The 14034-nt window shown below is 59.8% G+C and carries 18 protein-coding genes; 10 read left to right on the top strand and 8 right to left on the bottom strand.

The window, feature by feature from the left end; all coding sequences use genetic code 11:
• Positions 1-73: 73 nt before the first annotated feature.
• Both ACXX9E_RS00585 and ACXX9E_RS00580 read right to left on the bottom strand, forming a co-directional pair.
• Positions 74-292, bottom strand: a complete 219-nt coding sequence (locus ACXX9E_RS00585) for a TIGR02450 family Trp-rich protein (protein WP_123463061.1) — start codon at positions 290-292, stop codon at positions 74-76.
• Positions 289-1275, bottom strand: coding sequence for an NAD(P)/FAD-dependent oxidoreductase (locus ACXX9E_RS00580; protein WP_458554914.1), 987 nt, complete (start codon positions 1273-1275; stop codon positions 289-291). Before ACXX9E_RS00580 ends, ACXX9E_RS00585 begins: the two co-directional genes overlap by 4 nt.
• 197 nt (positions 1276-1472) lie before the next feature.
• Here ACXX9E_RS00580 and ACXX9E_RS00575 point away from each other — a divergent pair, with 197 nt between their 5' ends.
• Positions 1473-2375 carry a TIGR01777 family oxidoreductase gene (locus ACXX9E_RS00575; protein ID WP_123463065.1) on the top strand — a complete coding sequence of 301 codons (903 nt, stop codon included), beginning with the start codon at positions 1473-1475 and terminating at the stop codon, positions 2373-2375.
• A 13-nt stretch (positions 2376-2388) separates the two neighbouring features.
• The gene (gene hemH / locus ACXX9E_RS00570) at positions 2389-3414 is read left to right on the top strand and encodes a ferrochelatase (protein WP_123463067.1); all 1026 of its coding nucleotides are present in this window, start codon (positions 2389-2391) and stop codon (positions 3412-3414) included.
• Positions 3415-3515: 101 nt separating this feature from the next.
• Here the strand turns inward: hemH and ACXX9E_RS00565 are convergent, their stop codons facing one another.
• Positions 3516-4790 carry a uracil-xanthine permease family protein gene (locus ACXX9E_RS00565; RefSeq protein ID WP_186747995.1) on the bottom strand — a complete coding sequence of 425 codons (1275 nt, stop codon included), beginning with the start codon at positions 4788-4790 and terminating at the stop codon, positions 3516-3518.
• 2 nt (positions 4791-4792) lie between these two features.
• Positions 4793-5431 carry a uracil phosphoribosyltransferase gene (upp, locus tag ACXX9E_RS00560; RefSeq protein WP_123463070.1) on the bottom strand — a complete coding sequence of 213 codons (639 nt, stop codon included), beginning with the start codon at positions 5429-5431 and terminating at the stop codon, positions 4793-4795.
• A 175-nt stretch (positions 5432-5606) separates the two neighbouring features.
• On the opposite strand from upp, the gene ACXX9E_RS00555 reads away from it, so the two are divergent.
• The 3 genes from ACXX9E_RS00555 (at position 5607) to ACXX9E_RS00545 (ending at position 7174) form a co-directional block, all read left to right on the top strand.
• Entirely contained in the window at positions 5607-6164 is a 558-nt protein-coding gene (locus ACXX9E_RS00555) for a hypoxanthine-guanine phosphoribosyltransferase (protein WP_458554913.1), read from the top strand.
• Between the two features lie 179 nt (positions 6165-6343).
• Positions 6344-6823, top strand: a complete 480-nt coding sequence (locus tag ACXX9E_RS00550) for a hypothetical protein (RefSeq protein ID WP_123463074.1) — start codon at positions 6344-6346, stop codon at positions 6821-6823.
• Positions 6824-6886: 63 nt separating this feature from the next.
• Positions 6887-7174, top strand: coding sequence for a PA4642 family protein (locus ACXX9E_RS00545; protein ID WP_123463076.1), 288 nt, complete (start codon positions 6887-6889; stop codon positions 7172-7174).
• Between the two features lie 125 nt (positions 7175-7299).
• Here the strand turns inward: ACXX9E_RS00545 and mqo are convergent, their stop codons facing one another.
• Positions 7300-8808 carry a malate dehydrogenase (quinone) gene (gene mqo / locus ACXX9E_RS00540; protein ID WP_123463077.1) on the bottom strand — a complete coding sequence of 503 codons (1509 nt, stop codon included), beginning with the start codon at positions 8806-8808 and terminating at the stop codon, positions 7300-7302.
• 706 nt (positions 8809-9514) lie between these two features.
• Positions 9515-9748: a hypothetical protein gene (locus ACXX9E_RS00535; protein WP_123463079.1), complete on the bottom strand. Its 234-nt coding sequence runs from the start codon at positions 9746-9748 to the stop codon at positions 9515-9517.
• Between the two features lie 205 nt (positions 9749-9953).
• On the opposite strand from ACXX9E_RS00535, the gene ACXX9E_RS00530 reads away from it, so the two are divergent.
• Positions 9954-10538 carry a YajG family lipoprotein gene (locus ACXX9E_RS00530; RefSeq protein WP_123463081.1) on the top strand — a complete coding sequence of 195 codons (585 nt, stop codon included), beginning with the start codon at positions 9954-9956 and terminating at the stop codon, positions 10536-10538.
• Positions 10539-10806: 268 nt separating this feature from the next.
• On the opposite strand, the gene ACXX9E_RS00525 is transcribed toward ACXX9E_RS00530, so the two are convergent.
• On the bottom strand, positions 10807-11013 hold the full coding sequence (locus tag ACXX9E_RS00525) for a hypothetical protein (protein ID WP_123463209.1): 207 nt from the start codon (positions 11011-11013) through the stop codon (positions 10807-10809).
• A gap of 193 nt (positions 11014-11206) precedes the next feature.
• Here ACXX9E_RS00525 and ACXX9E_RS00520 point away from each other — a divergent pair, with 193 nt between their 5' ends.
• On the top strand, positions 11207-11485 hold the full coding sequence (locus tag ACXX9E_RS00520; protein ID WP_123463083.1) for a hypothetical protein: 279 nt from the start codon (positions 11207-11209) through the stop codon (positions 11483-11485).
• 90 nt (positions 11486-11575) lie between these two features.
• Here ACXX9E_RS00520 and ACXX9E_RS00515 read toward each other — a convergent pair whose 3' ends face one another.
• Positions 11576-12739 (bottom strand): 1-acyl-sn-glycerol-3-phosphate acyltransferase, encoded by a 1164-nt coding sequence (locus ACXX9E_RS00515; RefSeq protein WP_177490484.1) that lies wholly within the window; start codon positions 12737-12739, stop codon positions 11576-11578.
• A gap of 142 nt (positions 12740-12881) precedes the next feature.
• On the opposite strand from ACXX9E_RS00515, the gene ACXX9E_RS00510 reads away from it, so the two are divergent.
• Genes ACXX9E_RS00510 through ACXX9E_RS00500 form a run of 3 tightly spaced genes read left to right on the top strand, consistent with a single transcriptional unit; the run spans position 12882 to position 13994 of the window.
• Positions 12882-13064 carry a CPXCG motif-containing cysteine-rich protein gene (locus ACXX9E_RS00510; RefSeq protein ID WP_128614484.1) on the top strand — a complete coding sequence of 61 codons (183 nt, stop codon included), beginning with the start codon at positions 12882-12884 and terminating at the stop codon, positions 13062-13064.
• 9 nt (positions 13065-13073) lie between these two features.
• A complete protein-coding gene (locus ACXX9E_RS00505) occupies positions 13074-13334 on the top strand; it encodes a putative signal transducing protein (RefSeq protein WP_025109321.1) in 261 nt (86 codons plus the stop codon).
• Positions 13335-13370: 36 nt separating this feature from the next.
• Positions 13371-13994, top strand: coding sequence for an SOS response-associated peptidase (locus tag ACXX9E_RS00500; RefSeq protein WP_458554912.1), 624 nt, complete (start codon positions 13371-13373; stop codon positions 13992-13994).
• Positions 13995-14034: the final 40 nt, after the last annotated feature.

Genomic DNA, 14034 nt, shown 5'->3' with positions numbered 1-14034 from the left:
GAGGCGCTGTAGATTCCGATCTTATGGTCAATCTCCAGGATTACGATCAGAGGATTGCAGCCTCTGGCAGCGCCTAGAGTTGCCAGCCGAATTTCCAGTGGGCGGGGTTTTGCAGGGCCTGCCAGTCGAGTCGTTCGGTGCGCTTGGTCAGCACCGCCTGCAGTTCGACGGCCAGTACTGTGCCTTCCTCGTCGCGGAACAACTCGGTGACCAGAAAATGTTTTTCACGATTTTGCGGGTGAGCTGCTGTCCATTTCGACAGCAGCAGCTTCTGCGGATTGATTCGATTCATTGCAGATGTTCGTGCAAGCGTCTTGCAGCCTCCTGACCACTGAGCCAGGCACCTTCTACGCGGCCGGACAGGCACCAGTCACCACAGGCGTACAAGCCCAGATCGGCATCGGCCAGCGTGCCCCATTCATGGCTGGTGGCCGGACGGGCATAGAGCCAGCGGTGGGCGAGGCTGAACGTGGGCGCGGGCATCGCGCTGTGCAACAGTTCGGCAAAGGCACCGTGCAATTGCTCGATCACCGCTTCCTTGGACAGGTCGATGTGTTGGCGGCTCCAGGCGCTGGTGGCGTGCAGCACCCAGGTGTCGAGGGTGTTGTCGCGTCCGGGTTTACTTCGGTTGCGCGCCAGCCAGTCGAGTGGGCTGTCCTGAACGAAGCAGCCCTCGATGGACGTATCCAGCGGGGTTTCGAAGGCAAGGGCGACAGCCCAGGTCGGGTCCATTTTCACCCCGGCGGCGGCACCGGCGAGTTTCGGCGCAGCGGCCAGCAAGGCCGTGGCTTGCGGTGCCGGCGTGGCGATCACGACATGGCTGAAGGGGCCGTGAGTGAATCCCTCGGCATCCTGCAGGTGCCAGTGTTGTTCGCCGCGATAGACCTCGGTGATCCGACAGGCGAAATGCACTTCCAGCCCTTCGAGCAGGCCGCGGGTGATGGCGCTCATGCGTGGCGAACCGACCCAGCGCGTCTGCTCGTCCGGCGACAGATTCAGTTGCCCGCCATGGAAGGTATAGAGCTGCGGTGTCCACTCGGCGACCCAGCCCTGGCTTTGCCAGCGCTGCACCTCGGTGACGAAGCGCCGGTCGCGGGCGGTGAAATATTGCGCGCCCATGTCCAGCGAACCGGCGTCGCTGCGTTTGCTCGACATGCGTCCGCCGCTGCCGCGACTTTTATCGAACAACTGGACGGTGTGCCCGGTCTCTGTCAGAGCCTGGGCCGCCGAAAGTCCGGCGATGCCGGTGCCGATGATTGCGATAGGTACAGTCATAGGGGCCTCGTTTACCTTTCTGTACAGACTACGCTGTGATTGAAACCTGTACAATTTTGTTTTTTGGTATAACTTCTAGCGTTCTCGTTCTGGCAGCTTGGCCTATGGTTAAACAATAGAGCCTGCCCGTACGAAAAGATCCCTGCTTATAAAAATAGACTAGTGATCCGGGTAAAACGCCACGCGAGGAAGATGTCATGCACATATTGCTGACCGGCGGTACTGGTTTGATAGGACGTCAGCTCTGCCGGCATTGGTCGCAGCAGGGGCATCGCCTGACCGTGTGGAGCCGTCGCCCGGAAAAAGTCGCGCAACGTTGCGGCGCGCAGGTGCGTGGCATCGCGCGTCTGGAGGACCTGGGCGAGGAGCCTGTGGATGTCATCGTCAATCTCGCCGGTGCGCCGATTGCCGATCGACTCTGGACCCATCGGCGCAAGGCGCTGTTGTGGAGCAGTCGGATCACGCTCACGGAAACCTTGCTGACCTGGCTTGAAGCGCGAGCGCAGAAACCTGCGCTGCTGATTTCGGGCTCGGCGATAGGCTGGTACGGCGATGGCGGCGAGCGCGAGTTGACTGAAGAGTCGCCACCGGTGATCGACGATTTCGCCAGCCAGCTGTGCATCGCCTGGGAGGAAACCGCGCAACGTGCCGAAGCGTTTGGCGTGCGCGTGGTGCTGGTACGAACCGGTCTGGTGCTGTCAGCCGAGGGCGGCTTTTTGTCGCGGCTGCTGCTGCCGTTCAAGCTTGGACTGGGCGGGCCTTTGGGCAATGGCCGGCAGTGGATGCCGTGGATTCATATCGAGGATCAAATCGCCTTGATTGATTTTCTTCTGCACCGCGATCAGGCCCGTGGTCCTTATAATGCGTGCGCGCCGAAACCGGTGCGCAATCGCGAATTTGCCAAGACGCTGGGCAGCGTGTTGCACCGCCCGGCGTTCATGCCGATGCCGACCCTGGCCTTGAAGGTCGGTCTGGGCGAAATGTCTTTGCTGTTGCTGGGCGGCCAACGGGCGATGCCGGCACGCTTGCTGGAAGCTGGCTTCACTTTCCGGTTCACGGATTTACGCGCGGCTCTGGATGATCTCTCCAGCCGCCTCTGAAATAGGACGTTGCATGACCGATCACGCTTTGCTTCTGGTCAACCTGGGCTCTCCGGCCTCCACCTCGGTGGCCGATGTGCGCAGCTACCTCAATCAATTCCTGATGGACCCGTACGTGATCGACCTGCCGTGGCCGGTGCGGCGTCTGTTGGTGTCGCTGATCCTGATCAAGCGCCCCGAGCAGTCGGCCCATGCCTATGCCTCGATCTGGTGGGAGGAAGGCTCGCCACTGGTGGTGCTCAGTCGCCGTCTGCAACAGCAGATGACAACGCAATGGAGCCACGGGCCTGTGGAGCTGGCGATGCGTTACGGCGAGCCGTCGATTGAAACACGGTTGCTGCAACTGGTTGCGGCAGGGCATAAGCGCATCACCCTGGCGCCGCTTTATCCACAGTTCGCCGACAGCACGACGACCACCGTGATCGAAGAAGCCCGGCGCGTGATTCGCCAGAAGAACCTCGACGTGCAGCTGTCGGTGCTGCAACCGTTTTACGATCAGCCGGAATACATCGAGGCCTTGGCCGCCAGCGCCAGACCGCACTTGCAGCAGGATTACGATCATCTGTTGCTGAGCTTCCATGGCTTGCCGGAGCGGCATCTGACCAAGCTCGATCCGACCGGCAATCATTGCTTCAAGAATCAAGACTGCTGCAAGAACGCATCACCGGCAGTGCTCGCGACCTGTTATCGCGCGCAATGCCTGCGTACAGCGGCATTGTTCGCCGAGCGCATGGGCTTGCCGGATGGCAAGTGGTCGGTGTCGTTTCAGTCGCGCCTGGGTCGAGCGAAATGGATCGAACCCTACACTGAAGCGCGTCTGGACGAACTGGCGAAAAGTGGCGTGAAGAAAATTCTGGTGATGTGCCCGGCGTTTGTCGCCGACTGCATCGAGACGCTGGAAGAGATTGGCGATCGCGGCCAGGAACAGTTCCGCGAAGCGGGGGGCGAGGAGTTGGTGCTGGTGCCGTGCCTGAACGACGACCCGCAATGGGCGAAGGCGTTGGCCACCCTGTGTGAACGAGCGCCGCTGGCCCTCTGAAAGTATCGTCAGCAGGCTCACTCCTACAGGTAGTGCGTTGACCTTGTAGGAGTGAGCCTGCTCGCGATAGCTATCTGTCAGGCAATAAAAATCTTCAGGCCTTAAATCAGCGGCTCATCCGCCTTCTTGTGCTTCCAGCTGTCATTGCCCGGCAGGATCAGGTTCAGCGCAATCGCCACCACCGCGCACAGCGCGATGCCTTTGAGGCCGAAGTCGTCCGGGCCAGTCCCGGTGCCGACCAGCACACCGCCAATCCCGAATACCAGGGTCACCGAGACGATCACCAGATTACGTGCTTCGCCCAGGTCGATCTTGTGACGGATCAGGGTGTTCATCCCCACCGCCGCGATCGAGCCGAACAACAGGCACAGAATCCCGCCCATCACCGGCACCGGAATGCTCTGCAGCAGCGCGCCGAACTTGCCGATGAACGCCAGGCTGATGGCGAAGATCGCCGCCCAGGTCATGATTTTCGGGTTGTAGTTCTTGGTCAGCATCACGGCGCCAGTCACTTCGGCGTAAGTGGTGTTTGGCGGGCCGCCAAACAGACCGGCGGCGGTGGTGGCAATGCCGTCACCGAGCAAGGTGCGATGCAGGCCCGGCTTCTTCAGGTAATCGCGACCGGTCACGCTGCCGACTGCAATCACGCCGCCGATGTGCTCAATGGCCGGAGCCAGTGCCACCGGAACGATGAACAGAATCGCCTGCCAGTTGAACTCCGGCGCGGTGAAGTGCGGGATCGCAAACCATGGCGCGGCAGCAATCTTCGCGGTGTCGACTACGCCGAAATAGAACGCCATGGCAAAACCGACCAGTACACCGGAAATGATCGGCACCAGGCGGAAGATGCCTTTACCGAACACCGCCACGATCAACGTGGTCAGCAGCGCTGGCATCGAGATCATCATCGCGGTCTGGTAGTGGATCAGTTCAGCACCATCGCCAGCCTTGCCCATTGCCATGTTCGCGGCAATCGGCGCCATGGCCAGGCCGATGGAAATGATCACCGGACCAATCACCACTGGCGGCAGCAGACGGTCGATGAAACCGGTGCCTTTGATCTTCACGGCCAGGCCGAGGAAGGTGTAGACGAAACCGGCCGCCATCACGCCGCCCATGGTCGCGGCAAGGCCGAACTGGCCCTTGGCGAGAATGATCGGGGTGATGAACGCGAAGCTCGACGCCAGAAACACTGGCACCTGACGCCCGGTGACGATCTGGAACAGAATCGTTCCCAGACCCGCGGTGAACAGTGCCACGTTCGGGTCAAGGCCGGTGATCAGCGGCATCAGCACCAGGGCGCCGAAAGCCACGAACAGCATCTGGGCGCCGGAGAGCACCGTGCGCCAGAGCGGATCGTTGAACTCTTGCTGCATGGTTACGCGTCCTTCTGCTTGGTGCCGAAGATCTTGTCACCGGCGTCGCCAAGTCCAGGAATGATGTAACCGTGCTCGTTCAAGCGCTCATCAATGGACGCGGTGTAGATGGTCACGTCCGGGTGAGCCTGTTCGACGGCAGCAATGCCTTCCGGCGCGGCGACCAGCACCATTGCGCGGATGTCCTTGCAACCGGCTTTCTTCAGCAGGTCGATGGTCGCGACCATCGAGCTGCCGGTGGCGAGCATCGGGTCGATGATCATTGCCAGGCGTTCGTCGATTTCCGGAACCAGTTTTTCCAGATAGGTGTGCGCTTGCAGGGTTTCTTCGTTGCGGGCCACGCCCACAGCGGAAACCTTGGCGCCCGGGATCAGGCTCAGCACGCCTTCGAGCATGCCGATGCCGGCGCGCAGGATCGGCACGACGGTGATCTTCTTGCCGGCGATTTTCTCGACCGACACGGTGCCGCACCAACCCGGGATATCGTAGGATTCGAGCGGCAAATCTTTTGTAGCTTCATAGGTCAACAGTGCGCCGACTTCCTGAGCGAGCTCGCGGAAATTCTTGGTGCTGATATCGGCACGGCGCATCAGGCCGAGTTTATGACGGATCAGCGGATGGCGGATCTCGAGGATGGGCATGGAAAAACTCCGGCGGCGGGCAAAAAAACCGGCCTAGATTAATCTATCCGAGGGTGATGTCCTATAGGACATACAGTACGTTAGTCCATAAAGGCTTGATTCGGCCGTGCGAGATGCGTACCTTTGCCCGCTTTTCGCGGCTATACCCCCCGCCAACCACCCCCCGGAGAGCGCCATGTCCGCTGATCTCGAGCATATCCGTCAAGTCATGCGAGAGGCTGACTGCCTGTACACCGAAGCTGAAGTCGAGGCTGCCATTGCCCGCGTCGGTGCACACATCAACGAACAACTGGCCGAGAGCAACCCTGTGGTGTTCTGCGTGATGAACGGTGGCCTGATCTTCTCCGGCAAACTGCTGACTCATCTGCAGTTCCCGCTGGAAGCGTCCTACCTGCACGCGACCCGCTATCGCAATGAAACCAGCGGTGGCAACCTGTTCTGGAAAGCCAAGCCGGAAGTCTCGTTCATCGACCGCGACGTGCTGATCATCGACGACATCCTCGATGAAGGTCACACCTTGGGCGCGATCATCGACTTCTGCAAACACGCCGGCGCGCGCAAAGTGCACACCGCCGTGCTGATCGACAAGGATCACGACCGCAAGGCGCGTCCTGACCTGAAAGCCGATTTCGTCGGCCTGCCATGCGTTGACCGTTACATCTTCGGTTACGGCATGGACTACAAAGGCTACTGGCGCAACGCCAACGGGATCTTCGCCGTTAAAGGCATGTAATCCGCGCCTCGATCTAAATGTGGGAGCGAGCTTGCTCGCGAAAGCGGTGTATCAGTCGACATCTGTTTTGAATGTCAGTCCGCCTTCGCGAGCAAGCTCGCTCCCACAGTGTTTTTGTGTGTGCTGATCCATCCGCGACACCCATGCTAGAGTGCTCGGCCCCGCCCCCGGAGCCTGTCATGCGCCTCTTGATCCGCAGCCTTGCCGCCCTGTTTTTGACCCTCAGCCTGCCGCTGTCCGCCGCGCCGATGCACAGTCAGTTCCTGCCGCCGGACGACTTGACCCTGCGCGATGCTGAGCCCGAGCAGCAACAACTGTTGCAAGTCACCGATTATTCCGTGGTCGTGGGCGCGCAACGTCAGTCCAATCAGCAACCCATACCGGTGACCTCGTCGCTGATGATCCGCCTTAAAGGCAAATCGCTGAACAAAGGCGCGACTGTCAATCAAGTGCTCGTCAGTTTCGACGGTGAAAGCAAAAGCCTGAAAAAACCGGTGTATGACGATAAAAGCAAAACCCTGACGCTGTTTTACCCACTGGCGCAGTACCGCGTGGTGATTGATCTGTTGCGCAACGATACCGTGTATGTGCAATTCCTCAGCTACGCCAACGGCCATATCTGGGCCGATTTGCACACTGGCAGCGTGCGCGCGCGTTGAGCCCGGTGGCAGGGCAGGGGTAAACTGCCCGCCCCGTGTAATGTCTGCGAGCTGGAGTCGGCAATGCGTAAAGATAAGAAACAGGTGATTGGTGACGAGATCGGCGATGAGCAGATCAAGCTGTTCCTCGATTTTGAACCGGTCGACGCCACTTCGCCGTCGCTGCACAAACTGGTCAAGGCTTACCGTGGTTTGCGCATCGACGATTTCGAGCGCTTTCTGACGTTCTTCGTTGAAGCTGGCTATGACGTGGATGGCAAGGACGAGCAGGGCAAGACCTTCGTTGATCTGATTGCCGATCAGCGTAACGCTCAGGACTATATCGAACTGATCAACAAGTCACGCACCTGAGATTTCCCGATACCTGTGGCGACGGTTCGCTAAATCCCCTCGCCACAAAGGTCCGGGTTTCAAATTTCAGGCATAAAAAAACGCCCCGCACTCACTGAGTTCGGGGCGTTTTTTATGCGGCGCGATCAAGCGAAGCTTGGGGTCTCGCTGCTTTCTTCAACCAGTTCCAGGGCAATGTTGTTCTGCGTGTTGATCTTGCGATACAGCGCAGCATCGGTTTCCAGAACCTTCTCGCGGGCCGGGAAGATCTCTGCCAGTTTGGCAGCCCATTCACCCTTGGCCTTGGCCGGGAAGCATTTCTCGATCAGTTCCAGCATGATCGAAACGGTCACCGAGGCTCCTGGCGAAGCACCGAGCAGCGCGGCGAGGGAACCGTCCTTGGCCGCGACCAGTTCGGTACCGAATTGCAGGATGCCGCCCTTTTTCGGGTCTTTCTTGATGATCTGCACCCGTTGGCCGGCCACTTCCAGGCGCCAGTCTTCGGCTTTCGCCTGCGGGTAGAAACGGCGCAGGGAATCCAGACGCTGCTCCATCGACTGCATCACTTCGCTGACCAGGTACTTGGTCAGGTCCATGTTGTTTTTTGCCACCGCCAGCATCGGCCCGATGTTGCCGGCGCGAACCGACAGCGGCAGGTCCATGAAGGAACCGTGCTTGAGGAACTTGGTGGTGAAGCCGGCGTATGGCCCGAACAGCAGGGACTTCTTGCCGTCGACCACACGGGTGTCCAGGTGCGGCACGGACATTGGTGGCGAACCCACGGCCGCCTGGCTGTAAACCTTGGCCTGGTGCTGCTTGACCACTTCCGGGTTGTCGCAACGCAGCCACTGGCCGCTGATCGGGAAGCCGCCGAAGCCTTTGCTCTCTTCGATGCCCGAGGCCTGCAGCAACGGCAGCGCCGCGCCACCGGCGCCGAGGAAGACGAACCTGGCGTCGACTTCACGGCTGCTGCCGCTGTTGACGTCCTTGATGCTGACGGTCCAGCCGTTGCCGTTACGCTTGAGACCGGTGACGCGCTTGCAGTATTTGACTTGCGTGTCGGGTGCGCTGGTCAGGTGCTTGAGCAACTGATTGGTCAGGGCGCCGAAGTTGACGTCGGTGCCGTTCATCACGCGGGTCGCGGCGAGGACTTCGTCCGGCGAGCGGCCCGGCATCATCAGCGGCATCCACTCGGCCATTTTGGCCTTGTCTTCGGTGTACTCCATGTCGGCGAAGGCGTGGTGCTTGTGCAGAACCTCGAAACGCTCCTTGAGGAAGGAAACGCCTTTGTCGCCCTGGACGAAACTCAGGTGTGGCACCGGGCTGATGAACGACTTGCACGAGCCGAAGGTGCCTTTTTTGGTCAGGTACGACCAGAACTGCTTGGACACTTCGAACTGGGTGTTGATGTGCACGGCTTTCTTGATGTCGACGGTGCCGTCGGCAGCCTGCGGGGTGTAGTTCAGCTCGCACAGGCCGGCGTGGCCGGTACCGGCGTTGTTCCATGGGTTGGAACTCTCCGCGGCACCGGAATCCATCAGCTCGACGACTTCCAGCTTGATCGCGGGGTCGAGCTCTTTGAGCAGCACTGCCAGGGTGGCGCTCATGATGCCGGCCCCCACCAGAACTACGTCGACTGCTTCGTTATGCGCCATTTAACGCGTCTCCAAAATCTGCAGCACCAAATTGTCGGCATGGCTGCCAGGCATTCAGGGACAGGTCAATTGTGTCCCGGCTATCCGTGGTCAGGTTCGCCATGTCCGAATCTTCGCAATTTTTCGCAACTTCGACGGATGCAGGCGGCCTGGCTTCAAGAGTCACATGAACTCATTTCAGCACGTGGCTGGCAATTCGACTTATGGTCGAGACATCCGTTTTTGTGCAACCAAATCCGTAGCGGACAGGCTTCAGGCTCCGGTATTCGAGGTATATCCGGTCCTGTGTCGTTGGGCTGTTTCAGACGCTAATGGTGCATGTTCAGACGCAAAACTATTCATTTGCTCGCCACACTCTTGTGAAGTTGTGAAAACCCGTTTTTTTCACGCTCTTTTGAAGACGTGAACCTCAAAAAGGGCTGTCCCAGCCTGGCACCCTGCCCGCAAAGGCAAAACAACGCGGTGGCCGAGCGTATGACAGCTCTGCAGATTCGCGAAAAGCAGGGGTTTTGCCGGAAGAACAGGCAAGCGCGCCAACTTCACTCGATCTGTGTGGGCGGCTCTCTGTGGGCGGTTTTGATGTCGATGCATGCGCATTGACGCTGTCGCGGGGCCCGATCAGGAGACGTCCTTATAATCGGGGGGAGATTGTATCGAAGAAATGCGCGGTGTTGCTCGTGTTTAATGACTTTTATTAGGCATCCGGTCAGATGCTCAACATCGCCTGAGCGCGTGCGCGGGGCTGCGACGGTATGACGCGGGCGCTGGCCGGCAGTGGCTGGTGCAACCAGTTGAGGCGGATTTCTTCGATTTCGACCCAGCCGTCGCCCATTGGCTGCAGGCTGCATTGCTTGAACGCCTGGCAATGGCCATTGCGATCGAGCAGGGCAAAGCTGCGGTGCAGTGGGCGTGGAGCGAACAACGAGATCAGATAACGCATGGCCGAGTACCTTGTTGGAGGACTGACTGCAAGGTTGCCGGTGGACCATGACGTCATGGTGTATAGGCAGTGAAGAATGTGTGACAGGAACCGCGTTCGACAGGGTTTGTCAGACATTTCAGTATTCATGGTGTGACGCTGGTGACCCGCAGTGGCCCACCGCTATACTGCCGGCCTGTTTGTGCCTGATTCTGGAGATAAGAGCATGTTGCAACGCCTGTTGTTCGGTTTGATCACTGTGGCCGGTTTGACACTGGCCGGCTGCGCCCACAGCCCGCAACAACTGAGTCCGGAGCCGAAGCTGACCACGCAACTGGCACCGGTCGGTCGTGGCCAGCCAGTCATCGTGCGCGTGGTTGACGGTCGTCCGTCGCCAACCCTGGGCACCCGTGGCGGCCTGTACCCGGAAACCAGCGCCATCACCGTGCAGCGCGAGCAGATCCTGCCGAAGCTGCAGGCTCAGGCGGAAGCGGCCGTACGTTTGCTCGGCTTCACCCCGACCAACAACGCGCCTAACGCTCCACAACTGACCGTGACCCTGGCCGAACTGAAGTATCAATCGCCCAAAGAAGGCATGTACGTGACCGAAGCGACCATCGGTGCAACGTTCCGCTCCGACGTACAGAATGCCAATCGCCGTTACAGCGGTCGTTATGGTGCGTCACTGGATCAGCGTTTCGGCATGGCGCCGAATCAGGAAACCAACACCAAACTGGTCAGCGACGTGTTGAGCGACGCCTTGACCCGTCTGTTCAAGGATCCGACCGTGGGCCAGATCCTCGCCGAATAAGTGTTCGGTAGATGTGAAAAAGCCCGGGGCCAGTGATGGTTTCGGGCTTTTTTGTGGGTGCAGAGTTTGAGAATTGTGGTGTCGGGAAGATCCTTTCCCCCTCACCCCACCCCTCTCCCCCAGAGGGGCGAGGGGGAAAGGGAGCCGATTTGCGTTGTTCTTGAGGTCTACATTCACCTCGAAGTTTCAGGTCGATGTACCTCGACCAGACAACCCGGTCAGTCCTCTCTCCCTCCGGGAGAGGGCCAGGGTGAGGGTGCTTTTGCTTTCAGGCTGCCTGCGAGTAGAAGTCGAGAACGCTGACACCTGTCAGCAAGTCGGTCTCGGGCAAATCCGCATGCTGATGCCCGCCGAGGGCGCAATACACCAGCCAATGGCGATCCTGCACATTGAAGGCGAGACCGCCGACGAGGCTCTGTTGTTCTTCGTAAGGGGTGATGAGGTACAGACGATCCTGGTTTTCAGCGTGAAGCATGTCGCGTTCCATGTGTGTTTCGAGGCGCGCAGGGTGGCGTATCCACATGACGAAGCCGTGACACAGGACAGCCATCGGTCGATTGTCGGGTTATTTGTCGCAAAGGGTAGGGTAGTGAAGGAGGCTTTCGGTAGAATCCGTGCCGCGGTCGTCGATCTGGCGCCTGCCACACCGATTTAGTCTGAGGTCTGTGATGTCGCTGCACTTGATGACGCTGTTTACCGCCCATCCCGCCAAATTGATCAACCTGCTGGCGCTGGCCCTGGCCTTTCCGGGCAGTTGGCTGCTGCACGCGACCCGTCGTCGTGAACAACGCGCCATGGCCAGCATCGCCGCGCAACGCCAGGCCTTGCCGGACGCCGAGCCGATTCTGGATTGGGCGACGTTGCGCATGAACCGGTTTTTCTATCGCTTCGGATTTGCCTGCCTCGGCCTGGCCCTGCTCATCTCCTGGATCAGCACCCGCTTCTGAAGTTGAGTACATGACCCTCGCCACAAAAGTATGAGGCAGGCATAAAAAACGGCGCCCGAAGGCGCCGTTGTCGCGTCTGGTGCATGCCGCTTACAACGGCAACCCAGCCTTGACCCGGTACTGATTGCGCACCGGCGTCGCATATTGCAGCACCAGATACGGACGGTGCTCTTCAGGGCAGGCGTCCAGTCGGCTCTGCCACTCTTCCTGCGCCTTGGCCAGTTCATCGGCCGGGAACACCTCGGCGGCTTTCGGCACGTTCAGTTGCGGATCGGCATCCGCCCACATCGCATACGCCAGGTAGTGCACCGGGAACAGGCGATACCCGCCGAGAATCTGCTTGTCCATCTCGATCGCCAATTGCTTGGTGTCTTCGAACAATTCAGTGATCGGCGCGGCAAAGTTCACGTGCACCCGGCCCTTGTAGCCGGTGATCCCCTTGGCAATGCTTACGTCATCCTCGCCCGGCGCCTTGGCGTAGGTGCCAGTGGTGGCGCGGATGTACAGCTCGCGGGCCTTGGCCTGGTCGCACGGGTCGTATTCGTAGCTGATCGACACCGGGGTCAGGTTCAGCGACTGGATGACTTCGCCGAACGGCTCGTCCTTGCGGCTCATGTGGAACATCTTGAGGATCGCCGACTCGGTACGGTCGTCGCCGTCCTTGGCCCGGCCTTCGGCCTGCGCGATCCAGATCGACGCGCAATCGTTGCGGATCGAGTGGTTGATGTACGCCGACAGCAATTGGTACGCGGCCATTTTCTCGCGACGTCCGGTGATCGAACGATGCACGATGAAGCTCTTGTTCAGGCGCATCAGGTCGCTGACGAATGGCTTTTGCAGCAGGTTGTCGCCAATCGCGATGCGCGGGGTCGGCAGGCCGGCGTGGTACACGGCGTAGTTGACGAAGGCCGGGTCCATCACGATGTCACGATGGTTGGCGATAAACAGATAGGCACTGCCGGATTTGAATTGCTCGACACCGGTGTAGGTCACGCCGTCGGTGGCGCGCTCGATGGTGTGGTCGACGTAGAACTCGACTTTGTCCTGCAAAGTGGCCACCGAATTGACGTCGGCGAACTCACGACGCAAACGATGGGCTATAAGAGGTTTGAGCATCCAGCCGAAGGCACCGGCAAAACGCGGGAAGCGGAAGTGGGTGAGGATATCTAGAAACGCCTTGTCGCCGAGCAGTCGTGCCAGTACCGCTGGTACTTCGCTGTCGTCGTAAGGTCGGATGGCATCGAATTCGCCCATCATGCTCTCTTGTTGGAAACGGCTAGGGTAAGTAAAGGTTTTGATCGAAAACCCGCGAGGCACGGTCTGAAAAAGCAGCCAGACAAAAATAGCCCTGCAAATAGACCGGCGATTATACGCACAAGTCACCTGGGAGACCGCGATGCTGGAAAGCGCACTGTATGAATGTCCGTATTGTGGTGAAGAGGTCGAGACGACGCTGGACCTGTCCGATGGCGATCAGACCTATATCGAGGACTGTCAGGTGTGTTGTCGACCGATCAAGTTTGTCTTGCAGGTGCACGACGGGGACTGGTTTCTGGAAGTGTTCAGCGAAAACGAGTGAGGGGCGCCCATGCAGCGAATCTACGAGCCGGAAAACCTGATGGAAGGCGAGATGCTCAAGGGCATGCTCGCCAGCGAAGGCATCGAGGCGCATCTGGTGGGCCGCGATTTGCTCGGCGGCACGGGGGAGTTGCCGATTTTCGGTCTGCTGGGGCTGTCGGTCGATAACGATCAGGCCGAATACGCCCGCGAGCTGATCACCGCGTACAATGCCGCGCTGCCGCTGCCCGGCGATGAACCGGAGAGCTTCCCCGGGACGCTGGTCTGTTAGGCTGACGTTCGTTTTCTTTCTGAGTCGTGTTGCCCCATGTGTGGACGTTATGCCCTGTTTCGCTGGAACCGCGATTTCGCGGCCCTGCCCGGTTTTCCCGCCGATCAGCAGGCGCAGTGGAACATTTCTCCCAATGATTCGGTGTTGATGCTGCGGGCCGAAGCCGATGGCCAGCGCACGCTGGCCCGCGCCCGTTGGGGGCTGACGCCGCCGTGGCTGACCGACTTGTCGAAAACCCCGGCGCACGCCCGTGCGGAAACCGTGGCCGAACAACCGATGTTTCGTGAAGCCCTGCGCCAGCGCCGTTGCCTGCTGCCGGCCAACGGCTTCTATGAATGGCGCGGGACCCAGCGCAAACGGCCGTTCTGGCTGACGCCGGGGGAGGGCTCGTCACTGTTTTTCGCGGCGATCTGGGAGGCCTATCCGGTGCAGGAGCAGATCTGGTTGAGCACGGCAGTGATTACGCAGCCGGCCTCGAGTCAGCGCCGGCCGTTGATTCTCGATGAGGCCGGGCAGGCGGCGTGGCTCGATCCCGAGACGCCTTTGCATGTGTTGCAAGGGTTGCTGGCCAGCGAACCGGCGGCGTTGCGCGAGCGGGTGCTGGCGAATCTGATCAATGATCCCAAGCTCAACGGGCCGGAGTGTCTGACCCCGGGCTGAAGCCTGCAGATCAAAAGCCCCTCACCCTAACCCTCTCCCG

It is taken from the genome of Pseudomonas sp. GNP014, assembly GCF_054344005.1.
Note: the sequence above shows the minus strand (reverse complement) of the source record. Positions and strands in the feature narration are given on the sequence as shown.